Source organism: Chromobacterium fluminis, from assembly GCF_011602385.1.
GTDB classification, from domain to species: domain Bacteria; phylum Pseudomonadota; class Gammaproteobacteria; order Burkholderiales; family Chromobacteriaceae; genus Chromobacterium; species Chromobacterium fluminis.
Genome location: NZ_JAAOMA010000033.1, coordinates 26,300 through 51,216, shown reverse-complemented (window position 1 = coordinate 51,216; position 24,917 = coordinate 26,300). Strand labels below are relative to the sequence as shown.

At 58.8% G+C, this 24,917-nt stretch carries 22 protein-coding genes; 5 read left to right on the top strand and 17 right to left on the bottom strand.

All coding sequences use genetic code 11. From position 1 onward, the window contains the following. Positions 1-40 precede the first annotated feature (40 nt). From HA052_RS19415 to HA052_RS19400, 4 genes are all read right to left on the bottom strand, one after another. Positions 41-2,317, bottom strand: coding sequence for an NADP-dependent malic enzyme (locus tag HA052_RS19415; RefSeq protein ID WP_081548521.1), 2,277 nt, complete (start codon positions 2,315-2,317; stop codon positions 41-43). 154 nt (positions 2,318-2,471) lie between these two features. Further along, entirely contained in the window at positions 2,472-3,758 is a 1,287-nt protein-coding gene (locus tag HA052_RS19410) for a TRAP transporter large permease (protein WP_166453174.1), read from the bottom strand. Further along, a complete protein-coding gene (locus tag HA052_RS19405) occupies positions 3,755-4,369 on the bottom strand; it encodes a TRAP transporter small permease (RefSeq protein WP_043594301.1) in 615 nt (204 codons plus the stop codon). The genes HA052_RS19410 and HA052_RS19405 overlap by 4 nt, the downstream gene beginning before the upstream one ends. Before the next feature lie 100 nt (positions 4,370-4,469). Next, positions 4,470-5,468, bottom strand: a complete 999-nt coding sequence (locus HA052_RS19400; protein ID WP_166453173.1) for a TRAP transporter substrate-binding protein — start codon at positions 5,466-5,468, stop codon at positions 4,470-4,472. 189 nt (positions 5,469-5,657) lie between these two features. Here HA052_RS19400 and HA052_RS19395 point away from each other — a divergent pair, with 189 nt between their 5' ends. The 3 genes from HA052_RS19395 (at position 5,658) to HA052_RS19385 (ending at position 9,098) form a co-directional block, all read left to right on the top strand. Then, on the top strand, positions 5,658-7,943 hold the full coding sequence (locus HA052_RS19395; RefSeq protein WP_166453172.1) for a PAS domain S-box protein: 2,286 nt from the start codon (positions 5,658-5,660) through the stop codon (positions 7,941-7,943). Positions 7,944-8,092: 149 nt separating this feature from the next. After that, positions 8,093-8,425 (top strand): hypothetical protein, encoded by a 333-nt coding sequence (locus HA052_RS19390; RefSeq protein WP_166453171.1) that lies wholly within the window; start codon positions 8,093-8,095, stop codon positions 8,423-8,425. A 166-nt stretch (positions 8,426-8,591) separates the two neighbouring features. Further along, the gene (locus tag HA052_RS19385; protein ID WP_166453170.1) at positions 8,592-9,098 is read left to right on the top strand and encodes a DUF1993 domain-containing protein; all 507 of its coding nucleotides are present in this window, start codon (positions 8,592-8,594) and stop codon (positions 9,096-9,098) included. 166 nt (positions 9,099-9,264) lie between these two features. On the opposite strand, the gene nadB is transcribed toward HA052_RS19385, so the two are convergent. Together nadB and HA052_RS19375 are read right to left on the bottom strand one after the other, a co-directional pair. Beyond that, on the bottom strand, positions 9,265-10,857 hold the full coding sequence (nadB, locus tag HA052_RS19380) for an L-aspartate oxidase (RefSeq protein ID WP_166453169.1): 1,593 nt from the start codon (positions 10,855-10,857) through the stop codon (positions 9,265-9,267). Between the two features lie 152 nt (positions 10,858-11,009). Beyond that, complete coding sequence (locus HA052_RS19375) at positions 11,010-11,624, bottom strand: hypothetical protein (RefSeq protein ID WP_166453168.1); 615 nt, start codon at positions 11,622-11,624, stop codon at positions 11,010-11,012. A 466-nt stretch (positions 11,625-12,090) separates the two neighbouring features. Here HA052_RS19375 and HA052_RS19370 point away from each other — a divergent pair, with 466 nt between their 5' ends. Continuing rightward, complete coding sequence (locus tag HA052_RS19370) at positions 12,091-12,420, top strand: DUF1484 family protein (protein ID WP_166453167.1); 330 nt, start codon at positions 12,091-12,093, stop codon at positions 12,418-12,420. Positions 12,421-12,503: 83 nt separating this feature from the next. On the opposite strand, the gene HA052_RS19365 is transcribed toward HA052_RS19370, so the two are convergent. From HA052_RS19365 to tssJ, 11 genes are all read right to left on the bottom strand, one after another. Then, positions 12,504-13,082 carry a DUF3885 domain-containing protein gene (locus HA052_RS19365; RefSeq protein ID WP_166453166.1) on the bottom strand — a complete coding sequence of 193 codons (579 nt, stop codon included), beginning with the start codon at positions 13,080-13,082 and terminating at the stop codon, positions 12,504-12,506. Next, positions 13,083-13,214: a hypothetical protein gene (locus HA052_RS28015; protein WP_277345118.1), complete on the bottom strand. Its 132-nt coding sequence runs from the start codon at positions 13,212-13,214 to the stop codon at positions 13,083-13,085. A 6-nt stretch (positions 13,215-13,220) separates the two neighbouring features. Then, entirely contained in the window at positions 13,221-15,119 is a 1,899-nt protein-coding gene (locus HA052_RS28155; RefSeq protein ID WP_346774576.1) for an RHS repeat-associated core domain-containing protein, read from the bottom strand. Between the two features lie 143 nt (positions 15,120-15,262). Next, positions 15,263-15,877, bottom strand: a complete 615-nt coding sequence (locus HA052_RS19355; protein WP_166453164.1) for a hypothetical protein — start codon at positions 15,875-15,877, stop codon at positions 15,263-15,265. Positions 15,878-15,879: 2 nt separating this feature from the next. After that, positions 15,880-16,584, bottom strand: coding sequence for an AHH domain-containing protein (locus HA052_RS19350; protein WP_166453163.1), 705 nt, complete (start codon positions 16,582-16,584; stop codon positions 15,880-15,882). After that, the gene (locus tag HA052_RS19345; RefSeq protein WP_166453162.1) at positions 16,577-17,803 is read right to left on the bottom strand and encodes a hypothetical protein; all 1,227 of its coding nucleotides are present in this window, start codon (positions 17,801-17,803) and stop codon (positions 16,577-16,579) included. The genes HA052_RS19350 and HA052_RS19345 overlap by 8 nt, the downstream gene beginning before the upstream one ends. A 1-nt stretch (position 17,804) precedes the next feature. Continuing rightward, positions 17,805-20,489, bottom strand: a complete 2,685-nt coding sequence (locus tag HA052_RS19340; RefSeq protein WP_166453161.1) for a type VI secretion system Vgr family protein — start codon at positions 20,487-20,489, stop codon at positions 17,805-17,807. Between the two features lie 19 nt (positions 20,490-20,508). Continuing rightward, positions 20,509-20,988, bottom strand: coding sequence for a type VI secretion system baseplate subunit TssE (tssE, locus tag HA052_RS19335; RefSeq protein ID WP_166453160.1), 480 nt, complete (start codon positions 20,986-20,988; stop codon positions 20,509-20,511). A gap of 3 nt (positions 20,989-20,991) precedes the next feature. Further along, complete coding sequence (gene icmH / locus HA052_RS19330) at positions 20,992-21,693, bottom strand: type IVB secretion system protein IcmH/DotU (protein ID WP_081548565.1); 702 nt, start codon at positions 21,691-21,693, stop codon at positions 20,992-20,994. Positions 21,694-21,700: 7 nt separating this feature from the next. Beyond that, entirely contained in the window at positions 21,701-23,047 is a 1,347-nt protein-coding gene (tssK, locus tag HA052_RS19325; protein ID WP_166453159.1) for a type VI secretion system baseplate subunit TssK, read from the bottom strand. 269 nt (positions 23,048-23,316) lie between these two features. Next, positions 23,317-23,856 carry a type VI secretion system lipoprotein TssJ gene (gene tssJ / locus HA052_RS19320; RefSeq protein ID WP_166453158.1) on the bottom strand — a complete coding sequence of 180 codons (540 nt, stop codon included), beginning with the start codon at positions 23,854-23,856 and terminating at the stop codon, positions 23,317-23,319. A gap of 390 nt (positions 23,857-24,246) precedes the next feature. Here tssJ and HA052_RS19315 point away from each other — a divergent pair, with 390 nt between their 5' ends. Then, the gene (locus tag HA052_RS19315) at positions 24,247-24,903 is read left to right on the top strand and encodes a M15 family metallopeptidase (protein ID WP_240937424.1); all 657 of its coding nucleotides are present in this window, start codon (positions 24,247-24,249) and stop codon (positions 24,901-24,903) included. Positions 24,904-24,917: the final 14 nt, after the last annotated feature.

The window sequence follows — 24,917 nt, the reverse complement described above, 5'->3', positions numbered from 1 at the left end:
CTTGCCCGTTCAGTATATGCCTTTAAATCCAGGCCGACGCTTACTTGCTGTTCTGTGCGTCCACGGCGGCCAGGGCCACCATGTTGACGATGCGGCGAACCGAGGCGATCGGGGTCAGGATGTGAGCCGGCTTGCTCATGCCCATCAGGATGGGGCCGATGGTCACGCCGTCGGAGGCGGAGACGCGCAACAGGTTGTAGCTGATGTTGGCGGCTTCCACGTTCGGCATGATCAGCAGGTTGGCGGAGCCTTTCAGCGTGCTGTCCGGCATTGCCTGGTTGCGGATGCTTTCCACCAGCGCGGCGTCGCCCTGCATCTCGCCGTCGATTTCCAGGTCCGGCTGCGCGGAGCGGATCTGGTCGAAGGCCGCGCGCATCTTCTGCGCCGACGCGCTGTTCAGCGTGCCGAAGCTGGAGTTGGACAGCAGCGCGGCCTTGGGCGCGATGCCGAAGCGCTTGATCGATTCGCTGGCCATGCGGGTGATGCTGGCCAATTGCTCGGCGCTCGGGTCGGCGTTGACGTAGGTGTCGGCGATGAAGATGTTGCCGGTGGGCAGGATCAGCGCGTTCATCGCGCCGGCCACTTGCTCCGGGTTGTTGTAGCCGAGCACGGTTTCAACGATGTCGAAGTGCTGGCGGTACGGCCCGTAGGTGCCGCAGATCATCGCGTCGGCGTCGCCGCGGCGCACCATCATCGCGCCGATCAGCGTGGTGTTGCCGATCACGCGGCGGCGAGCCTGCTCCTGGGACACGCCCTTGCGCTTGGTCAGCTGGTAGTACTCTTTCCAGTACTCGGCGAAGCGCGGGTCGGATTCGTTGTTGACGATCTCGAAGTCCTTGCCGGCCACCAGCTTCAGGCCCAGCTTCTGGATGCGCATGTCGATGACGCTGGGGCGGCCGATCAGGATGGGCTTGGCCAGGCCTTGGGTGACGATTTCCTGAGTGGCGTGCAGTACGCGCTCGTCCTCGCCCTCGGTCAGCACCACGCGCTTCTGTTCTTTCTTGGCCTGAGCGAACACCGGCTTCATGAACAAATTGGTCTTGTACACGAACTGGGCCAGTTGATCGGCGTAGGCGTCGAAGTCCTGGATCGGGCGGGTGGCCACGCCGGAATCCATCGCGGCCTTGGCCACGGCGGGGGCGATCTTGACGATCAGACGCGGGTCGAACGGTTTCGGAATCACGTATTCCGGACCGAAGGACAGTTCCTGGTCGCCGTAGGCGGTGGCCACCACGTCGTTCTGTTCGGCCAGCGCCAGGTCGGCGATTGCGCGCACGGTGGCCAGCTTCATCTCTTCATTGATGGTGGTGGCGCCCACATCCAGCGCGCCGCGGAAGATGAAGGGGAAGCACAACACGTTGTTGACCTGGTTCGGGTAGTCCGAACGGCCGGTGCCGATGATGGCGTCCGGGCGCACTTCCTTCACCAGCGGCGGCAGGATTTCCGGCTCCGGATTGGCCATGGCCAGGATCAGCGGCGAGCGGGCCATGGATTTGACCATGTCCTGGGACACCAGCCTGGGGCCGGACAGGCCCATGAAGATGTCGGCGCCGGCCATGGCGTCGGCGAGCTTGCGCTGGCCGTTGTCCTTGATCGCGTAGCGTTTCTTGGAGTCGTCCAGCTTCTCGTCGCGGCCTTCGTAGATCACGCCCTTGGAGTCGCAGACGGTGATGTTCTCGCGCTTCACGCCCAGAGCCACCAACAGGTCCAGGCAGGCGATGGCGGCGGCGCCGGCGCCGGAAGCCACCACGCGCACTTTGGCGATGTCCTTCTCCACCAGGCGCAGGCCGTTGAGCACGGCGGCGGCGGCCACGATGGCGGTGCCGTGCTGGTCGTCGTGGAATACCGGAATGTTCATGCGTTCGCGGCACTTCTTCTCGATATAGAAGCACTCGGGCGCCTTGATGTCCTCAAGGTTGATGCCGCCGAAGGTGGGTTCCAGCGAACAGATGATGTCCACCAGCTTGTCCGGGTCCAGCTCGTTGACCTCGATGTCGAACACATCGATGCCGGCGAACTTCTTGAACAGCACGCCCTTGCCTTCCATCACCGGCTTGCCGGCCAGCGCGCCGATATTGCCGAGGCCCAGCACCGCGGTGCCGTTGGAAATCACAGCCACCAGATTGCCGCGCGCGGTGTATTTGTAGGCGTTCAGCGGATCTTCCACGATGGCGTCGCAGGCGGCCGCCACTCCGGGGGAGTAGGCCAGGGCGAGATCGCGTTGGGTGGTGAGAGGCTTGGTCGGGGCAACCTGGATTTTGCCCGGGTTGGGGTACTGGTGGTATTCCAGTGCGCTCTGGCGCAATTGCTCGTCCATTCTCTGGGACTCCTGAGGTTGATCTTTAGGTGGTTGGTTGGTGTAAGAGAGTAACTACACATTATACGGGCTTAAGGGCGGGCGGGGCTATCGCCTTGTCGGACAAAAAACGCGATGGCGTCGGCCATCGCGTTTTCATGTCCGTCGGACGCCGCTAATTCAGCATACCCAACGCGCGCGGCAGCCACAGCGAGATTTCCGGCACATAAGTCACCGCAACGAGGAAGCCCAGCATGGTCAGCAACCAGGGCCATACTGCCACCGTCAGTTCGGTGATGCCCATCTTGGTGATCCCGGAAGCGACGTAAAGGTTCAATCCCACCGGCGGATGGCACATGCCCACCTCCATGTTGACGACGATGAGAATGCCGAAGTGAACCGGATTGATGCCCAGCGCGGAGGCCACCGGGAACAGAATGGGGGCCAAGATCAAGACGATAGAGGAAGGTTCCATCACATTGCCGGCCAAAAGCAGGAGGATGTTGACGACCAGCAGGAAGGCGATGGGGCCGAGACCGGCGTCGATCAGCCAGCCGGCCATGGCTTGGGGGATGCCCTCGCTGGTCATCAGGAAGGAGAACAGCACCGCGTTGGTGATGATGTAGAGCAGCATGGCGGACATGCTGGCCGAATCCAGCAACACCTTGGGCACCTGCTTCAGCGTCATATCCTTGTAGACGAAGACGGCCACGATGAAGGCGTAGACCGCGGACATGGCGGCGGCCTCGGTGGGCGTGAAGATGCCGCTGTAGATGCCGCCTATCACCACCACGATCAGGAAGAGGCCCCACATGGATTTGCGGAAGGCGCGCCAGCGCTGGCCCCAGCTGGCTTTGGCCAGGCGCGGATAGCCGAATTTGCGCGCGCGGTACCAGGTTGTGAAGCCCAGTAGAGTGGCCAGCATCAGGCCAGGCACGACGCCGGCCATGAACAACTGTCCCACCGAGGTGTTGGTGGCCACGGAATACATCACCATCACAATGGAAGGCGGGATCAGGATGCCCAGCGCGCCGGAGGTAGTGATCACCCCGGCGCCGAAACGGTTGGGAAAGCCCTGCTTGACCATGGCGGGCAACAGGATGGAGCCGATGGCCACCACCGTGGCCGGGCTGGAGCCGGAGACCGCGGCGAATAGCGCGCAGGCCAGCACCCCCGCCAGGCCCAGGCCGCCGTGCCAATGGCCCACCAGGCTGGTGGCGAAATTGATCATGCGTTTGGCCACGCCGCCATGGGTCAGAAAGTTGCCGGCCAGGATGAAGAACGGAATCGCCATGATCTCGAACTTTTCGATGCCGGTGAACAGCTTGAGCGCCACCGCCTCAATCGGTACCTGGGTCATGGTGAACAGAAAGGTCAGCACCGTCAGGCCCAGGGAAATCGAGATGGGCATGCCGGAGAGCATCAGGACGAGCAGCAGGCTGAAAATGATGAGCGCGTTCATTTCTTGTCTCCTCGACGGGAGATGTCGTGCGGATGGAGGTTGTCGTCCAGGGCGTACCAGTTGTCCACCCCGCCCTCATCGTCCATGCCTTCCACGTGGGCGTGGTCGTGCTTGGGGAGGATGCCGGTTTTGACGAAGGCCCAGGCTACTTGCAGGAAGCGAAAGCACATCAGCAGCGAGCCGCAAGGCACCGCCAGGTACACGATCCACATCGGCATTTCAAGGTCGGCTGAGGTTTGGTCCGTGTGGGCGATCTCCCAGACGAAGGCGGCGCCCAAGGTGCCGACGATGGCGGTGAACAGCGCGCCGGCCAGCAAGCCGAACACGATGAAGCGAGCGCGGTTCTTGTCTTGCAGCTGGTTGATCAACACGTCCACGCCGACATGGATACCGGTGCGCACGCCGTAGGCCGCGCCGAACTTGGCCATCCACACGAATAGGTAAATGGTCAGCTCTTGCGACCAGGCCAGATTGATGTGGCTGACCAGCGGGTGTAGCAGCTCGGTGCCTGCGGCGTAGCGGTGCGTCACCGCGACAAAGGTGATGAGGGTGGCGGCGGCCATGAAGCTCGCAATCAACCACTCTTCGAGGTGATCCAGGAATTTCAGCATCGGGCGTCTCCGGGAAAAGAAGGACGGACGGCTGCGCGCCGACCGCCGCGACGGCGCGGGGGGCGCGCAGCCGCAGGGCGGCGTCTCAGTCGCAGCGGTATTAGTTGGCGGAGAAGCCGGTTTGCTGGTAGATGGTCTTGATCAACGCCGGGCCGACCCGCTCCGCCATCTTGGTGTGGACGGGGAGCATGGCCTTCTTGAACGCCTCGCGTTCGGTCGGAGTGGGGTTGTAGATGGCTGTCTTGCCGGATTTGGCGATCTTGGCCAAGTCGGCGTCGTTTTCTTTCTTGGCGATGTCGTTGGCGTACTTGGTCGCGTCTCGTATCGCGCTGTCCAGTTGGCTGCGCACGTCGGCGGGCAGGCCGTCCCAGAAGCGCTTGTTGACGATCACCGCGTAGCCCAGATAACCATGGGCAGTGGTGGTCATATGTTTCTGGACCTCGTACATTTTCTGGGTGTACATATTGGAAGGCGGGTTTTCGGTGCCGTCCACCACGCCGGTCTGCAGTGCCTGATACACCTCGGAGAAGGCCATCACCTGCGGCAGCGCGCCTAGAGCGCGCATTTGCTCGTCCAGCACCTTGGACGACTGAATGCGCATTTTCAGGCCTTTGAGGTCGGCCGGGGATTTGAGCGGCTTATTGGCGGAAAAATGTTTGAAGCCGTTGTCCCAGAATGCCAGCCCCTTGATGCCCTTGCTGTCCAGCTTGCCCAGCAACTGCTGGCCCACCGGACCCTGGGTGACTTTGTGCAACTCGTCGTAGTTGTCGAAGATGTAGGGCAGGTCGAAAACTTCGAACTCCTTGACCCCCAGCGGGCCGAACTTGGCCAGGCTGGGCGCTAGCATCTGCACCGCGCCCAATTGCAGCGCCTCCAGCTCTTCCTTGTCCTTGTACAATTGGCTGTTGGGGTAAACTTGCACCTTGACCTTGCCCTTGGTGCGTTCCTCCGCCAGCTTCTTGAAGTACTCGGCGGCCTTGCCCTTGGGGGTGTCCTGAGCGACGACATGGCTGAACTTGATGACGATTTCCCCGGCGGCGCAGGCGACGCCGGACAGACTGCCGGCCAGGATGGCCAAGGCGGCGATTTGCAGTTTCATCTCTCTCTCCAAAAGCTGTATTGCGTTTAGGTGTGATGGCGCGTTGTGCAATGGCCACTATATTGTGCCGCCGGCTTCGCGCTCTGTTATGCCATCCTTCTGGACAGTCGAGTTTTACAGTGTAAAGTAGGAGCAGTTTCTTCTCCCGGCCATTAGGGACTTCAGCATCAGGATTTTCCCTAGCATTCCATGCAGATAAAAACCACGTTCTCCCGCCGCTCTCCCCGTATGCTCTGGCTCAGCGTCAGCGCCTTGCTATTGGCCCTGCTGTTGGCGCTGGGTAGCCTGTTCTATCTGGTATACCGCGACTGGCGCGACGAGCAACAAGACAACCTGATCCAGGAAGTGCTGTGGCTGGAGCAGTCCTTGCGCATGTACCTGGAAGGGCAACAGGAATGGGCTGAAAACCTGGGCCGGGAAATCGAGAGCGGCAATATCGACAGCCAGCGTTTTGCCCGCCAGGCCGCGTTTTACCTGCGGGGCAACCCGGAATTGCTGAACATCGAACAGGTAGATCCGGACGGCAAGGTGCTGCGCGACCAGCACGGCACCCGCCGCGACGGCAGCGTGCTGTCCGGCGAAACCTTCGACGCGTTGTGGCGCGCCAACCGATTGTTGCGCCCCAGCTACGGCGCGCCTTATCAGGGCAGCGACGGCAAATATCGTTTCGATCTGGCCGTGCCCATCGTCCACGACGGCAAGGCCCTGGGCGGCTTGCGGTTGTCCTACCAGATGGACCTGCTGCTGTTTAACCAAGTGCCGTGGTGGATCGCCTCCAAGAACTACATCAGCATCCAGGATTTGAGCGGCAAAATCCTGGCCAGCAAGTTCGACCCGGCGGAGCGTCCCGGCACCCTCTCGCATCAGACCAGCTTCGACCCGCCCGGCTACGGCCTCTATCTGCACGCGACCAGCTACCGCGCCGGCCTGGGGCTGACCCTGCCGGTGCTGTCCGGCCTGATCGCGTTGCTGGTCAGCGCGCTCTTGTACGCCGCCTGGCGCATCCGCCGCCACGTGCGCGAACGCGCGCACGCCGAGCAGGCGCTGGCCAAGGAAGTGTCCTTGCGCCAAGCGATAGAAGACTGCATGAAAAGCGGCCTGGTGGCCTTGGAGGACGAAGGGCGCATCGTGCGCGTCAACCGCGCCTTCTGCGACATGCTGGGTTTCAGCGCGGATGAACTAGTGGGCCAGGCGCCGCCCCATCCGTTCTGGCCGGCGGACGACCATGACGCCATGACAGCGGCGATCGCCGCGGTGCGCGACAACCGCCAGCCGGAGCAAGGCTTCGAACTGCGCTTCGCGCGCAAGAACGGCGAATTCATCGAAGTGCGGCTCTACGCCACCCCGCTGGTGGAAGCCGACGGCAGCCAGCGCGGCTGGATCGCCTCCCTGTTCGACATCACCGAGCGCAAGCGGCAGCGGCTGGCGCTCAACGCCTCCCACCAGCGCTTCCTCACCGTGCTCAACGGCCTGGTGGCCGGCGTCTGCGTGATGGAAGAAAGCGGCGGCCTGCTGCTGTACGCCAACCCTGCGTTTGCCCGGCTATGGCTGGCGGAAGAACCGGACGGCCCCTGCTGCGTGCTGCTGCCCGGCCTGCAGGACCAGCCGGAACAAGACGAATACGGCCTGGAGTTCACCACCGACGGCGGCGACAGCTGGTTCCAGATGCACCGCCGCCGTATAGATTGGGTGAACGGCGAATCCGCCTGGCTGGCCATCCTGGCCGACGTCAGCGAAGACAAGGCGCGGGAAGGGCGGGAGCTGGCGCAGCAGGAACGGCTGCAAAACACCTCGCGCCTGATCGCCATGGGCGAAATGGCCTCTTCGCTGGCGCACGAACTGAACCAGCCGCTGACCGCCATCAACACCTATGCCGCCGGCGTCAGCCGACGGCTGCCGGCGGAACTGGAACTGCCGGCCGGCGTGCGCGAGGCGATCCAGGAAATCGCTGGGCAGGCCAAGCGCGCCGCCCAGATCGTCAGCAGCATCCGCGCCTTCGTCAAAAAACACGAGCCGCAATTGCAGCGGGTGGAACCGGGGCCGGTGGTCCTGCGCGCCGTCGGCCTGGCGGAAGGCCTGGCCGTCAAGGCCGGGGTCAAGCTGCAGGTGGAGCAAGACCCGGCAGCCTGCCTGCTGGACATGGACCCGGTGCTGATTGAACAAGTGCTGCTCAATCTGATGAAAAACGCCGTCGAAGCGATGCAAGAAGCCCAGACCAAGCGGCCCAGGGTCAAAGTGCGCACCTCCATCGGCACCGCCTTCTGGCGGGTGGAAGTGGTGGACAACGGCCCCGGCCTGTCCGAGGCGATGAAGAGCAATCTGTTCACTCCGTTCTACTCCACCAAGCCGGAAGGCATGGGCATAGGCCTGAACATCTGCCGCTCCATCGTGGAATTCCACCGCGGCGAATTCGGCGCCAACAGCACCGTGGCCGGCGGCTGCGCGTTTTGGTTTACCCTGCCGCTGGCCAAATGAGCCCTTGAGTCCGGTCGAGGAAATGACAAGTGGCTAATGGGTCAGGTGAACGGCGGGCGCCTCAATAACTATTGTTTGTCATGAGGCCTGGACCGACGCGCGTCGCCCGCCAGCGCCGCGCATCCCTTCACTCAGGCAGGAGATCACTCATGAAACCAATAAGCGCGATGTGCATGCTGGCAGGCCTGCTGGCCACCTTGACGATGGGGGCCGCCAATGCGGCGATCACATTCAAGAAGGGCTGGAACGATCCCGCCAACAGCGACGTGAAAACCTATACCCAAGCCGAGGCCACCACCTATCTGCGCAATAAAAGCGATGCCTTGAAGGAAATGATCGACAAGTCGGCCTGCCAGTTGAATGTGTCCAAAGGCTGCCATCAGAAGAGCGATTCGCATTTCACCCTGGACGGCATCGGCTCCAAAGCGTCTTGCAAAAATATTTACGCGGGTTCGAAAAGCATCCACACCCCTTGCCCGTGAGCGGAGGCGGTGTGAATCAGGCCGCGGCCCGCGGATAGCGGGCCGTCCTTGACTGGCCGTGGCCGGGCGCGGGCATTTTCCCCGACGCCGCCGGATTGGCTTATGCTGTGGCGGCGCGCCGGAACGTCCGCCGCGCCCGCCTTTCCTAATCTGATAGGAGCCCGCCATGTCCGTTTCCATGTACCAAGCCTCCGTCCCGGCGCTGATCCGGGGCCTGAACAATCTGTCCGCCATCCTGGACAAGGCCGCCGCCGACGCCGCCGCGCGCCATATCGCGCCGGACGTGCTGCTGAACGCCCGGCTGGCGCCGGACATGTTCGCGCTGACGCGCCAGGTGCAGATCGCCAGCGACAGCGCCAAAGGCTGCGCCGCGCGGCTGGCGGGCGTCGACGTGCCCAGCTACGCCGACGACGAAGCCAGCTTTGCCGATTTGCAACAGCGCATCGCCAAGACCGTGGCGTTTTTGCAGGGTTTTAACGCCGGGCAGATCGACGGCAGCGAGACGCGGGAAGTGGTGCTGAAAGTGCGCGGCGACGAGATCCGCTTCAGCGGACAGAACTATCTGCTGGGCTTTGTGCTGCCCAACTTCTACTTCCACCTCACCGCCGCCTACGCCATCCTGCGCCACAACGGCGTGGCGCTGGGCAAGATGGATTACTTGGGCGGCGTGTAAGAACCTGTTTACGATCTGCTGCGCGTCGTGGAGCGTTACACGGTGAGTACCAACTCAAAATGCTCATGTACCACGTGTACATTCCGCTTTTTCGCTCGTTTCCGCCTTGTCTCGCCTTAGCTCGCGAGATCGTAAACACGTTCTAAGTCTTGGGGGCCGCCGCCGCTCAGCCGCCGGCGGCCGGCCCGTCCGGCGTCAGGATGGTCTCCTGCGCCAGCTCCAGCTTCTCCGGATAGTCGCGGCTGTAGTGCAGGCCGCGGCTCTCCTTGCGCAGCAGCGCTGAACGCACGATCAATTCCGAAGTCTGCACCAGATTGCGCAGCTCGATCAGATCGTTGCTGACGTGGAAATGGCGGTAATACTCGTTGATCTCCTCGGACAGCAGGCGGATGCGGTTTTGCGCCCGCATCAGCCGCTTATTGGTGCGCACAATGCCCACATAGTCCCACATCGCCCGGCGCAGCTCGTCCCAGTTGTGGGAAATCACCACCTCCTCGTCCGGGTCCGTCACCTGGCTGTCGTCCCAGTCCGGGATCTTGGGCAGCTTGATCTCCGGCGCGGCCAGGATGTCCTCCGCCGCCGCCTTGCCTATCACCAGACATTCCAGCAAGGAATTGCTGGCCAGCCGGTTTGCCCCGTGCAGGCCGGTGCAGGCCACTTCTCCCACCGCGTACAGCGCGTCCACATCGGTGTGGCCGGTCAGGTCCGTAACCAGGCCGCCGCAGGTGAAATGCACCGCCGGCACCACCGGGATGGGCTGCTGGGTGATGTCTATGCCCAGCTCCAGGCAATGGGCGTAGATATTGGGGAAATGTTCGCGGATGAAATGGGCCGGCTTGTAGGAAATGTCCAGGTAGATGCAGTCCAGGCCGTGCTTCTTCATCTCGAAGTCGATGGCGCGCGCCACCACGTCGCGCGGCGCCAGCTCGGCGCGCGGATCGTGCTCCGGCATGAAGCGGGTGCCGTCCGGCAGCTTCAGGATGCCGCCTTCGCCGCGCACCGCCTCGGTGATCAGGAAGGACTTGCTGTGCGGGTGATACAGGCAAGTGGGGTGGAACTGCATGAATTCCATATTTCCCACCCGGCAGCCGGCGCGCCAGCCCATGGCGATGCCGTCGCCGGTGGCGGTGTCCGGGTTGGTGGTGTACAGGTAAACCTTGCCGGCGCCGCCGGAGGCCAGGATGGTGTGCTTGGCGGCGATGGTCACCACCTGATCCGCCAGCTTGTCCAGCGCGTACACCCCGTAGGCGCGGTTGCCGGGCAGGCCCAGCTTGCGCGAGGTGATCAGATCGATGGCGATATGCTCTTCCAGCTCCGTGATATTGGGGTGGGCCTTGATCTTCTGCCCCAGCGTGCTGGTCACCGCCGCGCCGGTGGCGTCCGCGGCGTGGATGATGCGGCGGTGGCTGTGGCCGCCCTCGCGGGTCAGGTGATAACCGGTGCGGTGGGTTTCATCCTTGGTGAAGGGCACGCCCAGCGCAATCAGCCAATCAATGGCTTCCTTGGAATGTTCGACGATGAAGCGCGTAGTCTCCTCATTGCACAGGCCCGCGCCGGCGATCAGCGTATCGCGGATGTGTTCCTCCACCGAATCCTCGGTGTCCAGCACTGCGGCGATGCCGCCCTGAGCGTAAGTGGAGCTGCCCTCCAGCAAATCTCGCTTGGTAATCAGGCCCACCTTGCGGCTTTCCGCCAGGTGCAAGGCCAGGGTCATCCCGGCCAGACCGCTGCCGATGATCAGAACATCAAACTTGAGCATGATGAAATCCTGCAGGACGCAGAGTCGAAATGGATAGGCAGCGTAGCAGACTTCATGCTGGTGTGACAGATGGGGGAGGGGCTGGCGGGTGCCGGCCATTAAGCTTTTGCAAGATATTTTGAAGGTGTGGCGGCATGCTCTGTTTATTCGGCTTATGGAAAGAACGTTATTCCAAAGTCTTTAATGGGGACGAGCTCGACTCCGGTTTTTTTAAATAAGCTTGCAATGCTGTTGTGCACAAGTAGCCAACCTTCAGTCGTTGCTCCCATTTTGAAGAGCCTGCGTTCTGTGAGTGGCATTGAGTCAAGAGTGGCTTTGTCGAGATGATAGCTAATCACTTCATAACGGATGTCATTAAAACCAGTTAAGGGTTCTGGGGCATAAAGAGATTTATTTCGGTCCCAGCAGTCCAGCTTGTTTGTGAAGGTCAAAAACCAATAGTTGCCATGGTGTACATTATTCTGGTCTATGTAAATTGCCGGTTGTAATGCTAAGTTGGGTATTTCAATGGAAGTAAGTTGTTTAAATGTTTCTGCCTTAACGGCAATGTCTGAGCCGTGGAATAATATTTCCGGGGGCTCTTCGCTAAATATATGCTTGTTTTTATCGTTTGCCGCGCCATTTTTGAATTTCAATGGCAGGCTACTTAATGGTAGTGCTTCTGAGGTGTATGCAAGAGCTGCTGTTTCAGCATCAGCTGAAAGGATAGGGCGGCTTTCCGTGCTTTTATAGCTTATGAAGCAATACTCAGAATCGTAGTCGTTCATGGTCGCACGCTTGTTGGGCTGGTTTAGTTGCTCAGCGCCGACGGGGTGAGCAGATGGTTGGAGAGATAGTAGTGCACCGTTGTGGCTTTGTGCAGTAGGCCAGAGTCTGAACGGTTGGCCTCATGTTGCTTCCTACAGGCACTTTGACGGCACGCATGGATTCGGCATCGGCCAAGGGGGGGCCGCAGAAGGCGCCAGCGTCTTGCCTCCTAGCCCCAAGCGCGTGATAATCCAGCCGTGCTGTGCCTCAGCACCGGAATTAGCGTTCCGAATATCAAGGCGGACAGCCGCACATGCGGCATCTCATGTCCGGGTACACCATAGATGCGTCTACTCTCAGGCGGGTCATGGTGGGAGCGTGCTTGCACGCGCCGGGTCCTTGATGCCGGTAACGCTAATCCTGCCATGTTCCCGCCGCCCCCGATTAGCGTCGGACGGCGGGCATAATGCTTATCAAGGAGTCGCCATGACTAGCGCCATCCCTTTCCCGCCCCTCCCTATCCCATCGCTGTCTACCTTGCTGATGCACCTGAAAAGCTTGCGCCAGCAGGATGCCTCACTACAGTCGATTGACCCGCTATTGCGGCAGCTGGACGAATACAGCAGGCATTTCGATCACAGCGCCCACCTGATCTATCTGGAGCTCAGCCAGGTCAGCCATGCCTTGAGCGCGCTGGTGGCCATGCTGGACCAACCCAACTTGGACACGCTGGAGTGCGAGCAGCTGTATTGCCTGCTGGAACCCTTCGCCCGCCGCTTGCAGCAGACCACGATGCAAATGCAGGAACTGGCTTAATCCTCCCCAAAAACCAAAGCCCCGAATGGGGCTTTGGGCTTTTATTCTGTGTTTTGCAAATAGGGTGATGATTGCGTGTCTTACTATTTAAAACTGCTTTCCATTTTTTCTATATCATAATTAATGAGCAGGTGATGTAATTTATTGAAAGCAGTCTTGAGTGTGCTTTTTTCCCCAATGACATCAATTCCGCGCTCATCGTAAGGGTGTGCTAATATTTTATTTTCAATGCTGAAGATGTGTAAATCAAGCCAAGTGGATGGGCTTATGCCAAGCTCGTGTGCGATTTTCATCCAAAGTAATTTGGTGCATTCTTCTTTGCTTGTTTGGAAGATTATTCTTGCAATTTTTTCGTCTTCATCAATGTCGTAATCGATAAGTCTTTGGCTTGGAATCGTGAACCCACCTTGTTGTAGCTCTTTGATTTGAGATCGGGCAGGTAATAAATTTTCGCCGGATAAACTAAGTGAGCAGTAAACTTCATTATCCTTTTCGAAAATGGAGTGCAATATGGTTTTGGCATTTTCGTATGCGGTTGCAAACTGATTAAGTCTACTGTCTCTTTGACTTATTTCGAAACGTAAGCTGTCTTTGTATTTGTAGAAAACGGCACTCGAAAAACAGTTGTCTCCAAAAATTTCTTTTATTCTTGATGTCTTCATTTAAGCATCCTTACATTTCATGTTTTTCATGTCCATGACTTTCCCTGTGTCGCCTTTGTGCTTGTCAGTCATGTAGTCGCCAAAAACATCAGCATCAGCTTGGTGCTTTAACTGTTTTCCCTCTTGCTTCATTACTTTTCACGCGGATCCGCCGTGATTTTCCGTGTCCTTTGACCACCAAAGCTTGGTGCTAGGATCTCTCATGTATTTTACGACTTTTCCGTTTAAACGACCTTCGCAAATTTTGTCAAATTTATTAACTTCCCACTCTTTTCTGCATTCCTTTTTGCATTGCTGATTAGGTTTTTTGGCTTGTTTTCTAGAGGTTAGCCCATTGGGGTCAATCCATTCAATAGGATTGATCGCGTAGTTATGAAGATTATGACCACCCTTTAACCCAATCGGATCCCGAGAAATAAAGCGCCCGATCTCCGGATCATAGTAGCGATGGCGGTTGTAGTGCAGCCCGGACTCTTCATCTTGGTACTGGCCCTGGAAACGGAAGGGGTTGCGGATGCCGGCCTTGTTGGCGGCGTCGGCGATGATTTCGCGCGCTTGCCCCCAGGCCTGGTAGTCCATTTCTAGTGCCAGCGCGCCTTGTTCGTCGGTCAGCGCCTGCGGGGTGCCCAGGTGGTCGGTGTGGTAGTAGTACACCGCCGTCGGTTCGCTGGGTTCCGGCGCGGGTTTGCGCAGCGGGTCCAGGTCGGAGTCGTAGGGGCGGTGCTGGTTCCAGTTTGGTACTTTGACGCCGCGCACCGCCTCGGTGTGGACTTGGGCCAGCGGCACGAAGCTGTCCGGCTCAAACAGATAGTGCACCGCTTGTTCGTCGCGGGTTTCAAAGGCCAGCACGTCGCCGTCCCAGCCGTAAAGCGTGGTCTGGCCGGCCTGGGTTTTGGCGATGCGGCGACCCAGCGGGTCGTAGTGGTAGTCGGTGTTCTGGCCGTCCGGCGCGGTCAGGCGGGACAGACGGTTGTGGCTGTCCCATTCCAGCTTGGTGAGCGCGCCGTTGACGCGTTTTTCAACCAGGTTGCCGCGGGTGTCGTAGCGGTAATGGCGGCCGGCGTACTGGCTGAGCAGGTTGCCCAACAGGCTGTTGTCCTGGTGGCCGTCGGCGGCCGGGGCGTTGTCCAGCAGGTTGCCGGCCGGGTCGAAGCGGAAGCTTTCCACGCCCTTGGGGGTGGCGGCTTCCAGCAGGCGGCCCACCGGGTCGTAGCGGTAGTTGAGCTGGCCGGCGCGGCTGTCCGCGATGCCGGTGAGCTGGCCGGCGGCGTCGTACTGGTATTGGCGGTTCCACTGGGTGCTGCCCATCAGCCGCTGGCTGGCCAGGCGGCCGGCCTTGTCGTAGCTCTGATGCTGTTGCAGCGCATTGCCCAGCACGCGCTGGGTTTCGCGGTGCAGCTTGTCGCGCTCCAGATTGACGATGTCGCGCTGGCTGAACAGCAGGCCGTGCACGTGGCCGCTGCCGTAGCTGAGGATGTCCACGCGGCGGCCGTCCGGACGCACGCTGGCGACGCGGTTGCCCAGCGGGTCGTGTTCATGCTGCCAGCGGTAGGTTTCCTTGACGCCGGCCACGCTGTAGCCGTGGTGTTCTTCTATGACATTGCCCACCGGATCGTAAATCCAGCGCAGGCTGGCGTAGCGGTTCTTGGCCTGGTACAGCCGGCCGGCGGGGTCGTAGCCGAAGCTTTCCAGGCTGCCCGGCGCGCTGCGTTCGATCAGGCGGCCGGCGCCGTCGTAGCGGTAGAGGGTGGCGACATCGCCTTCCTGTTGTTTTTCCAGTTGGCCGGCAGAGTTGTAGTGATAGCGGGTGGGGCTGCCGTCAAAACCGGTTTCCGAAATCAACTGGCCGCCGGCATCGTATTCGAACAAATACTGGCGGTGGTTTTCATTGCGCAGCGCGGTCAGACGGCCCAGCTTGTCGTATTTGTAGGCCAGGCTGTGGCCGTTGGCGTCGGTGCGGGTTTGCAGCCGGCCGGCTTTGTCGTAGTTGTAATGGAAGGGGCTGCGAGGTAGTTGGTTTGAATAACATGTAGCAATAGGGGTTTGCTATTCGTTAAAAACATGTCTCCAATAATGTTGGATGTATGAATTATTTGCGTTGAACAGTTTGTTTTGTTAAAGAACGGGTAGTTAGCTTATGACGCAGTTAAAAGGCGCAAGACTGCGCCTTGCCATGGGGCTTATGGGAAGAAAGTTGTACCAAATTCCTTCACAGGAACCAGTTCCGCTCCTGTTTTTTTGAACAGGCCTGCAATACTTTTGTGTACAAGAAGCCAGCCTTCAGTGGTCGCCCCCATTTTGAAAAGTTTGCGTTCTGAAATTGGTATTAAGTCAAGCACTGATTTTTTGAGGTGATAGCTAATGACTTCATAACGAATATCGCCAAAGCCAGTCAAAGGGTCTGGGGCGTAAAGGGACTTATCTCGATCCCAGCAATCTAATTTCTTTGTGAATGTTAAAAACCAATAATTTTCATGCCAGACATCATTGTGGTCAATGTAAATGGCTGGTTGTAAAACCAAATTAGGTATTTCTATAGAAGATAGTTTTTCATATATTTCATTTTCAACTGCAATGTCCGATCCGTGAAATATAATTTCCGGAGGTTTCTTGCTGAATAGATGCTTGTTTTTGCTGGTGGCTGCACCATTGTGGAACTTTAATGGCCGTCCACCTAGTGGCAGTGCCTCTGAGGTGTATGCAAGAGTTGCTGTGTCAGCATCTGCGGCAAGAATAGGACGACTTTCTGTGCTTTTATAACTTATGAAGTAATATTCGGAGTCGTAATTGTTCATGGTTACATGCCCGTTTTTAGGTTGTACCTTGGTATTGGTTTGGTGAGAGTTATATTTTCTTTTTCTTGAGAGTTGCTCTGGGTTTGTTGGTGATTTCTATGAACGGCACAAGATTTGGCATCTTTAAATCGTCCAACATTATCTACCCCCTTGCAGCCAACTCCTCCTGGTTGGAAAAAGTCAGCAATATTGGTAAGTCTGGCTTTGGCTGGTGCATTCTGAATCAGAAATAGCATATTCTTGCTAATTCCCTCCATATCTTTTTTCAAGATGGAGCGTGCAGAAGGGTTTTTACCTGGGCAATTTTCATGCATGTATTTTTTTAACTCCAGCACGCGCATTGCAATGGCATCATGGTATGTGACTGGATGTGAATCATCATCATCTCTTTCTAATGCACTAATACCCCCAAGGGGGGCTTTATGGTCACCCCTATGAGGTTGGACGCTCAAGTGGCAGGCTCCTTGTAGAGTGCTTGGGATATAAGTTAAATTTGATAGATCGTTGATGTCGTAGCCGAATTTTACTAATAAGTCGCCAATTTTACTTCGACTAATTCCCTCTGCAGAGACTATGTGATGGGCCTGCATTTTTATACCAAAATGGCGAGGGTGATTTGGCATTTTATTTTTTTCGGTTTCTTTTGCCATCAAGTCTCTATATTTGGTTCCTTTCTTTATATTTCCTGTCATATTTGTATTAGGCATAATTAATTGTTCCTAATCTTCCACGAGGTGTTTGATGTGATGCGCTTTGGCAGCATGCGCACTTTCCATTTCTTTTTATGGTTTTCCGTTCTGCTTCGATAGTAGTCTTTGTCGAGCCTTTTACTTTAACGCCACGTGATCTGGCTTCAACTAGCTTGTCACCAAGTGAACGTAGTCGTCCTGCGATATCACAAAAATCTTCAATAAATCGTATTACAGCATCGAAGGCTTTTTTTGCATTCTCAAGTTTTTTTATGGCGCTTGCCACTTTGGCGCTGCTTGCGGCAACTCGTGCAACAAGGGATGCGACTCTAACTGCCAAGCCCGCTCCGAGTGTAAAGATTGCCATAATAATAGTCAGAATTAACTCGGCTAGAAAATACGCAGCTCCCTTTCCCGCTAGATATGCATAAAAATTCGGTGGTATTGCTTCGAAGCATAAAGTGGCATAGGTTAGGTAGGAAAGGATGCTGTCATGGTCTTGTAGTAATTCTATGACCATATGAAAATTGCCACTATCTTTGATGGACTTTGCTAAGTCAGAATCAATATCCATTAATGTAGTGTCAATAAAGCGCTGAATAGGTTTGGGGTCGCCTTCGGCAATTAGATTTGGTAGGTTTAATATTTCATTTCTGTGTTGATATATTTTTTTGGTTTTATCCGTAATATCTTTTGCAGTTTTTGCATAGGATGCGGCTTGTGCCTTTAGCACTTCTGCTTGCGTTGTAATGTTTTTTTTCTCTTTGTCTAATTCGGCTTCCCACCATGCCCAGTTAAATAGAGTCTCGCTTGGATTGTCAATGTGCTTAACCGTTCGATTAACGCTATTGAATATGTCGTTCTTTACACCTACTGAATAAACACTGGCAGTGTCATAAGCATTTCCTGCTGCATCTTTAACTTTCCCCCCTAAGGATATCCATGTATCGGCTTGGAAAAGCTCAGCAAAATCTTCCCCCCAGCCACTTACTCCTGCTTTGGCTCCTGCTAACGCCGCATCAGCTAGAGAACCTATCGGATTTGTGTCCCATTCTTTTTGGAATGGCTTCATGGTGTCTGTGAGGTTGAGATAAGCAGCATCTAAGCCTTGAATAATTATTTGACGTTCATCGTGTATTTCTTTTTCAGTAATTTGTGGCTTGGCCGTTAGCTCCGCCGCACCATCGTTATGTACATAGACGTGCTTAGGGTTGTTCGTGTTTTTGCTATCAGCCATGTTATGCCTTTCGCCCATCTATTTTTAGAGTTTTACTGATCGTCGTTCCGGCAACATCAAGCTTCATATTTCTAAGTGGCCAAGTCGTTTTCCATTCGTCATCGTAATGTGACGTGATTTTGACCCATGAACTGTCTTTATTTGGCAGAGCGGGAAGAGGTATTTGCATGCTGGCCGGCCCGCTGAGCGCGTGGCTGGCGCCCTTGACGCTGACTTCGCCCGGGCAGTGCACTTCGATATTGCCGCCCTTGAGCCGGATATAGCCGCCGCCGCTGGTGAGCAGGATTTCCTGGCCGGCGGCGATTTCCACCTTGCCCTTGCAGGCGGTGACGGTCACATCCTTATCCGCGGTCACCTCAATGCTGTCGCTCTGCGCCTGCATCTGCACCTTGCCCTTGGCGGCAATCAGCTTCAGCGCAATCTGGTCCTTGACCCCGGCCACGAACAGGCTGATGTGCTGGCCCACATTGTGGATCCAGCGCCGGCCCGAGGTTTGGTTGGTGTCGCGCTGCGCCACCAGATCCAGATTGGTCCCCGCCGCCACGGTCTGGCTTTGCTGGCTCAGGCTGGCGATGCCGGCTGGGGCCGATAGCACGATCAGCGGTTGTTGGCCGGCTTGGTCCTTGGCGGTCTTGCCGTCCTTGTCGGTATTGGAACCGGCTTCCCAGGCTTTCAAGGCGGCGGCCTGGTGTTGCAGGTGGCCTTCGGTTTTCTTGGCGGCCTTGGCGTTGTCCGGGCCGATTTCTTCCGGCCCGGTTTCCATTGTGTCCGCCTGCTGGCCGCTGGCGGTGTCGCCCAGGCTTTGACTCAGGGCCAAGGCCGCGTCCAGCTGGCTTTGCGCTTGTTCGCGCGCCAGTTGTTTGCCGGACGCGCCGTTCTGCGCTTCGGTGGACAGCAGCAGGCCGTGGCCGGCGCGGATGGCGCCGTGATTGTCGGTGCGTAGTTCAAAGCCGTCGCCGCGCGGCTCGGCCTTGCCGTTGCTGCGCGGGTGGGTGAGGAAGCCTTGGTTGAGTTGGGTTTTGCCCGGTTCGCTCGACAGTTTGGCGCGCACTTCGCCCGGGGTGTCGTCGAACAAGAGTTCGTTGTACTGCCCGCCCTGGTGTTCCTTGGACTTGATGCCGGACTGGGTCTTGTTGGCCGGCAAGGCGCCCGCGCCGCTGAAGTCCGGCGGGGGGTGGCTGCCGTTGTAGAGCACGCCGGTGATCACCGGGCGGTCGATGTCGCCTTCGATGAAGTCGACCAGCACTTCCTGGCCGATGCGTGGGATGAATTGGTGGCCCCAGCCGGCGCCGGCGCTGGGCATGACCACGCGCAGCCAGCAGGAGGATTTGTCGTCCAGGTTGGCGCCGATGCTCGGGTGTTCGTCTGGCCGCTGCCAGTGGAATTGCACCTTGATTCGGCCGTGCTGGTCGGTGTGGACTTCCTCTCCTTGCGGTCCCACCACGGTCGCGGTTTGTACGCCGCGGGACTTGGGCTTGGCCAGTTCGGTGTGGGCGTAGGCCGGGGTCAGCGGCACGCCGCGGCGTTGGGCGTCGAAGTCGGCGCGGAAGGGTTGGGCGTCCTCCGCTTTTGCCAGGGCTTTGAGGTCCGCCGGCAGGTTGTTGCGCGCACTTAATGTCTGGCGGGTGACGACGAATTCGCGCTGTTCGCTGCTGTCGCCGTCGTGGGCCGGATGGTCGTCGAGGCGAAACCATTGGCCGGCGGCCAGGCCGCGCACCGAACCGCCGCCGCTGAATTGCTTGGCCTTGAGATCATGCGCTTGCTGGCGCAGCTGGGCGTAGTGGCTGAGCTGGTCGGCGTCGCCGGCGTAGTACAGCGATTGCGGGTCGTAGTCGTGCAGCGACGATTGCAGCGCCTTGCCGTTCTGGCCCTGGTCGATGCGGCTGTCGTCGCCGCTGTGCTGGGTCTGCACCGGCTGGTAGTCGAAGCTGGCCAGCGCCACCGCGCCGGGCACGATCTGGCGCTGGGCGTTCCACTCGGTCAGGCCGTCCTCGGCCTCGGTGGCGTCGCTGCGGTGGAAGCGCACGCGCTCAACGGTTGCCGGCGGCAGGCTGTAGGGGTCGTCGAAGGCGACCAGTTGTACCTGAGGAACCTCGCCGTCCAGATGGTCGAAACGCCAGGCGTAACCCTCTTCGTGCAGCAGCCGCACGATGAAGTCGTAATCGCTCTCGCGGTATTGCAGACAGTAGCTGCGCGGGGAAGCCACGCCGGTCTTGAAGTCCAGCGTTTGCACCCGGGCGAACACCGGGTTGGCCTGCTGATGCTCGGCCAGGATCTGCGTGACGATGTCCGGCACCGACTGATCCTGGAACACCCGCGAGCTGACGCGGTGGCGCAGCAAGGCGAACGGCGGCTCGATGGTCAGCTGGTAGCGGCTGAAACCGCCGTCCGAGCCCAGGCTCTCCACCTTGGACACTACGCCGCAACGCAGGCTCTCCGCGCCGGCGGCGTCGAGGATGCCGATGCGGGCGGGCAGGCCAAGCAGGGTCTTGAGTTCGATCGCGCCGTCTGGAGATAAACACACCAGCTGGTAGGCGTAAGGCCGGGACACGCCTTCTTCGCCGGCCAAGCTCAGCGGCAGCAATTGCTCGGCCGCCACGCTGCCGTCGCCCAGGCTGAGGGTGAGCAGGCGTTGGTTTTGGTTGAAGGCGGAGGCGAAGCTGGCGAGCAGGGTGCTGAGGTCCATGGGGCGCTGTCAGGCTGGGTCAGCCTTGTACCTTGTAAACGTTGGAGGAGAGTTGCAGGGTGGCGTCGAAGGTGACCGGCGGCCGGTGCGGATGCACTTTCAGCACCGCGTCGACGCGGAAGCGCAGGTGGCGCTCCATCTCGCGCGGCGCGTCCAGATTCACCCGCACACGGGACAGCCGCGGTTCGTGCACTTCGATGGCGCGGCGCAGCTGTTCGCGCAGCAATTCCCGGTCTTGCGGATTGAGCAGGCTGATGCCGGACAGGTCCGGAATGCCGAAGCTCAACATGCTGTCGTGGGCCTGCGGGTACATGTCGAACAGTTCTTGCAAGGGCGCGAGCCGGGTGTTCAGCAGCGCTTCCAGATCCCGCGCCAGCGAGCGCTTGATCTGCGGCAGTTCGTACAACATGGTTTCCGCGCCGTGGCTGTTGTCCGGCTGGTCGTCCAGCAGCCGGTCCAGCACCGACGGCAGGATCTGGGCGTGGCGGCTGCTCAGCATGGCTTACAGGCCGAAAATGGATTGGAGCTGGTTGGACAGCAGCCAGCGGTAGGCGACGAAGATGCCGGCGCCCACTACCGCCAGCAGGGCGAAGTACAGCCATAGCGGCAGTTCATGGCGGACAAAGGCCTGGAAGCGTTGCGGCAGCTGCCAGTTGGGCGCGAATTCGGCCTTGCCGCCGCGCACTTGCTGGATTTCCTGGCCCAGCTTATGGGTCAGGTAGCCCAGCTTTTCCTGGCCTTCCAGCAGGTATTTGCCTTGGAAGCCCAGCAGCAAGCAGGTGTAGAACACTTCCAGCGGCTCGATATGGGCGGCTGGGTCCAGGCGCAGTTGTTCCAGGCGGTTGAAGAAGCCTTCGCCGGCCAGATGCTCGCCAAACAGCCGCAGTTGCAGCGGCATGCGTTCCCATTCGTCGCGGATATCGAACTCGGAGGACAGGATGATCTCGTCCATCAAGGCGCAAAACGCGTACTTGGAATGGTTGATGGCGTTCTGGTCCTTGCCGAAGTTGCGTGCGTTGCGCTCGTACTGGTTCAGGAACTGATCGACGCGGCGGTTGAACTCCACCGCGCTGCTGGGGGCGTTGCCGTCCCGGAGCAGGAATAGCAGATAGATGCCGTCTTCCAGCATTTCGCGCAGGGTGGGGGCCGAGGCGGAGGCCACGGCCAGCGGGCGTTCTTGTAGGGTTGCGGCGGTTTGGTTCATGGCGGCCTCAGCGGAATACGGCGATCAGTTCAAGCGTCAGGTTGGAGAGCGTCTGCGGCATATAGATGCAGATGCTGCGCGATTGCAGCATGCGGCCGAAGATGTCGCCGTGCGGCTCCAGCGCGAAATAGTGGTTGCCCACCCGCACCGGAATGGCGGACGGGGTCTGTGCCGCATGGCTGAGCGCCACGCCGCGCATCGCGGAGTTGAGGATTTTTTCCACGTCGTCCGGCGCGCCGATTTTCATCTTCAGCGGCACGCTGTCAATGATCTGGCTGGCGGGCAACTCGCTCTGCACCGACAGGTAGTAATCGACGTTCTCCAGCAGGCGGTCGCTCTCCAGCCGGCCGATGTAGAAGGACGGCTTGGGCGAATGCAGCGGGATGATGGCGTAACGCGAGGAGATCACGGTTTCCAGCAGTTCGCGGATCTGCGTGTCCAGCGCGGCCAGCACGGCGTGCAGGTCGTCGTGGCGGTAGGCCGGGATGTCGGACAGGGTGTAATGGGTGGAGAAGGTCTGCAGCTCGCCGCAGAATTCGGCCAGCGCCAGGTACAGTTCTTCTGGGTGCAGCGGGCTGGACAGCGACAGGTGGCGCAGCTTGGCGAAGTTGCGGTTGACGGTGTGCAGCAGCCAGAAGGAGCTGATGTCGCTGGAGCTGTACTCCATCACGTTCTTGGCGCGTTCGCGCTGTCCGCCGGACAGCGCCTGGTTTTTGACCAGCAGGATGTCCAACAGGCGGCGCAGCATGTGGCTGACCTCGCGCGAGCCTTCCACCGTGGCCAGCGGCGGGATGAAGCCGCCGCCCAAGCCCCATTGGCCGGTGGCGTCTTTCTCCAGGCGGCACAGCGGAATGGCGTCGTAGCCGTCGCGGTTCTCTTCCTCGATCATCAGCCGCACGTCCAGCTCCAGCGTGGACAGATCGGCGTCCAGAGCCTGGGTGTAGAGGTCGGCCACTTCCGCGCTGGCGCTTTGAAAGCGGGCGGGGCGGGACATGACTTCGCCGTTGCGGGTGTTGCCGCCGTAAGGCTGCATATGGGCGAGACAGGCGTAAAGCGTGGTCTTGATGCCGGCTTGCGGCAAGGTGTTCAGGTCGCGGGACAGCGGCAGCGGCGCACTGGCCGGCGCTTGGTAAAGCGTGCCGTCGCGGAACAGGATGGACAGCCCGTCGATGCGGACTGCGCCGCCCTTGAGCGCCTGTTCGTCCAAGGCAATGTGTTGCAGGCCCCAAGCGTGGCGCTGGCTCAGTTGCTGCCGCGCGGCGACATGCTGCTCCAGCAAGAGGGTTTGCTGTTGAAAGTGCTGCGGGCGCAGGAACATGCCTTCGCCCCAGAGCACTCGTTTGGCTTGTTGCATTACTGATACACCTTGTCTGGAAATCTACTGCAATCTCAATTGCGCCTGAAAATTCATTGGCTTGTCAGCCGAGCCAGGCCGCGATGGGCGAAGGACCGAACGGGCTTTGAGCCATGTCATGGCTAAGGCGGCCCGTATCCGGTAATAACACCCTGTTCAAACTGTGTACACGATCGCTAAAATGCGCGACATTTTGCAGCAAGAGCGCAGCCCTTGTCATGCAAAAGCGTTTGTTAATTTTCAGCCTTGGCCCGGCGCCGCGTCAGGCGTCAGTTTCGGCTGCCGGCGCAGTCCGCCTTGGCGGACGGGGGCTGGCCAGGCATGGTCAAGGCCTTGGGCTTGATGGCTTCCAGGTGGCAATCGGCGGCGCGGAAGCTCAGGTCTTTGCTGCGGACGGTGTCGGCGTCGTACAACAAACGCCAGAAGTGGGCGTCCGGCCGGCGGAAAAAGCCGACGACGCCGATGAATTGAGCGTCTTTTTCAATGGTGACGTCTTCTAGTGTCACTTTGCCACCTGGCAAAAAGGTCAGTTCTTTACTGCTGATCAGACTGTCGCCCAGCAGTTCTGATTCAGGTTTGCCGCTGGATAGCGCCTCCATGGTCAGGCGGTTGAAAGCCTGCTGGTTTTTCAGCTGGTAGACGTGCACCACTACGGACAGCGATTTGCCTTTGGCGTCGCGGTTTAGCGAGGGGCTGCCCTCAGCTTTGATGTCGATGGTCTTGGTGCTGGAACAAGCGGTCAGAGAGGCTATGGCAATGGCGTAAAACAGGGTGCGGGCCTGTTGCCAGTTGGGGTGTTTTTTCATCATGACGGCGGTTCCTAACGATTGGATTTGTGACTATCTGCTATCGAAAGTATCCCAAATTTTTGGTTTAATTGGAATGCATGCCCTGCCGCAAATTGATTTGCGTACGGTTGTTAAAATTCGAGATCGGGTAGCTCAAGCTATTGATTTAAATTGTAATGTCATTTATTGTCTCGCGTCAAAATGCATTTGAACTATATATTGCCGATTCTGGTGCTTGGCATCGTTTTGCTCCTGTCTTGGCTGGGCTGGAAATTCTTCCTGGGACAGCCCCGCATCTTGGAAGGAAGCCGCTCTCCAAAGCCTGTGTTGACTGGGGCGGAGGCCTTGGGCGGGCTTGCGGCCGGAAGACCTGAAAAACGAAATGAAAAGCGGGCGGTAAGCGCCGCTTTTTTGCGTGCGTCGCGCCGTGCGCCCAATGCCGCCGCGCGTTATTGGCGGGTGTGGCTGCCGGTGGTGTCGCTGTTGCTGGTGGCGCTGGCGGTGGCCATCACGCTGAAATTGAACCGTTTTCATCGCAGCCCGGAATTCGAGGCCGCCGAATATGTTCAGGGCATAAGAATCAAACAAACGCTACTTGAAGAAAAACTAGTGCCGCCGCCGCCGCTTCCGCCAGAGGCTTTTGTCAATGTCATAGCGGAGCGCCCCAGCCTGGGACATGCGGATCGAGACTGGAGCAAGCTGAATCCCGAGTTCGTGCAGGTGGTGCTGCGGGTGATGGAAAAAATGAAGGCCAGGGGCTTCCCCATGGTGCTGCTGGAAGGCTATCGCAGTCCGGAGCGCCAGGATTCGCTGGCCGGGCAGGCCACGCTGGTGACCAAGGCCAAGGGCGGGCAAAGCAAACATCAATACGGTTTGGCGGTGGACCTGGCGCCCATTCGCGAAGGCAAGGTAGTGATATCGGAACGCGACCCCTGGGCGATGCAGGCTTACAACGCGCTGGGAGAAGAGGCGACGGCGGCCGGCCTGACTTGGGGCGGCAACTGGAGTTTCAAGGATTTCGGCCATATCGAGCGCTCAGGCTCGCTGAAGTCCTTGCTCAAAAAATAACGGTTTTCAAGAAG

Coding starts and splice junctions, on each gene's coding strand:
- HA052_RS19350 (WP_166453163.1), bottom strand. CDS start 16,584: ATGCCTAATACAAATATGACAGGAAATATAAAGAAAGGAACCAAATAT.
- HA052_RS19375 (WP_166453168.1), bottom strand. CDS start 11,624: ATGAACGACTACGATTCTGAGTATTGCTTCATAAGCTATAAAAGCACG.
- HA052_RS19415 (WP_081548521.1), bottom strand. CDS start 2,317: ATGGACGAGCAATTGCGCCAGAGCGCACTGGAATACCACCAGTACCCC.
- HA052_RS19395 (WP_166453172.1), top strand. CDS start 5,658: ATGCAGATAAAAACCACGTTCTCCCGCCGCTCTCCCCGTATGCTCTGG.
- icmH (WP_081548565.1), bottom strand. CDS start 21,693: ATGAACCAAACCGCCGCAACCCTACAAGAACGCCCGCTGGCCGTGGCC.
- HA052_RS28015 (WP_277345118.1), bottom strand. CDS start 13,214: ATGAAGCAAGAGGGAAAACAGTTAAAGCACCAAGCTGATGCTGATGTT.
- HA052_RS19390 (WP_166453171.1), top strand. CDS start 8,093: ATGAAACCAATAAGCGCGATGTGCATGCTGGCAGGCCTGCTGGCCACC.
- HA052_RS19370 (WP_166453167.1), top strand. CDS start 12,091: ATGACTAGCGCCATCCCTTTCCCGCCCCTCCCTATCCCATCGCTGTCT.
- HA052_RS19405 (WP_043594301.1), bottom strand. CDS start 4,369: ATGCTGAAATTCCTGGATCACCTCGAAGAGTGGTTGATTGCGAGCTTC.
- nadB (WP_166453169.1), bottom strand. CDS start 10,857: ATGCTCAAGTTTGATGTTCTGATCATCGGCAGCGGTCTGGCCGGGATG.
- HA052_RS19355 (WP_166453164.1), bottom strand. CDS start 15,877: ATGAACAATTACGACTCCGAATATTACTTCATAAGTTATAAAAGCACA.
- tssJ (WP_166453158.1), bottom strand. CDS start 23,856: ATGATGAAAAAACACCCCAACTGGCAACAGGCCCGCACCCTGTTTTAC.
- HA052_RS19365 (WP_166453166.1), bottom strand. CDS start 13,082: ATGAAGACATCAAGAATAAAAGAAATTTTTGGAGACAACTGTTTTTCG.
- HA052_RS19400 (WP_166453173.1), bottom strand. CDS start 5,468: ATGAAACTGCAAATCGCCGCCTTGGCCATCCTGGCCGGCAGTCTGTCC.
- HA052_RS19410 (WP_166453174.1), bottom strand. CDS start 3,758: ATGAACGCGCTCATCATTTTCAGCCTGCTGCTCGTCCTGATGCTCTCC.
- HA052_RS19340 (WP_166453161.1), bottom strand. CDS start 20,489: ATGGACCTCAGCACCCTGCTCGCCAGCTTCGCCTCCGCCTTCAACCAA.
- tssE (WP_166453160.1), bottom strand. CDS start 20,988: ATGCTGAGCAGCCGCCACGCCCAGATCCTGCCGTCGGTGCTGGACCGG.
- tssK (WP_166453159.1), bottom strand. CDS start 23,047: ATGCAACAAGCCAAACGAGTGCTCTGGGGCGAAGGCATGTTCCTGCGC.
- HA052_RS19345 (WP_166453162.1), bottom strand. CDS start 17,803: ATGGCTGATAGCAAAAACACGAACAACCCTAAGCACGTCTATGTACAT.
- HA052_RS19385 (WP_166453170.1), top strand. CDS start 8,592: ATGTCCGTTTCCATGTACCAAGCCTCCGTCCCGGCGCTGATCCGGGGC.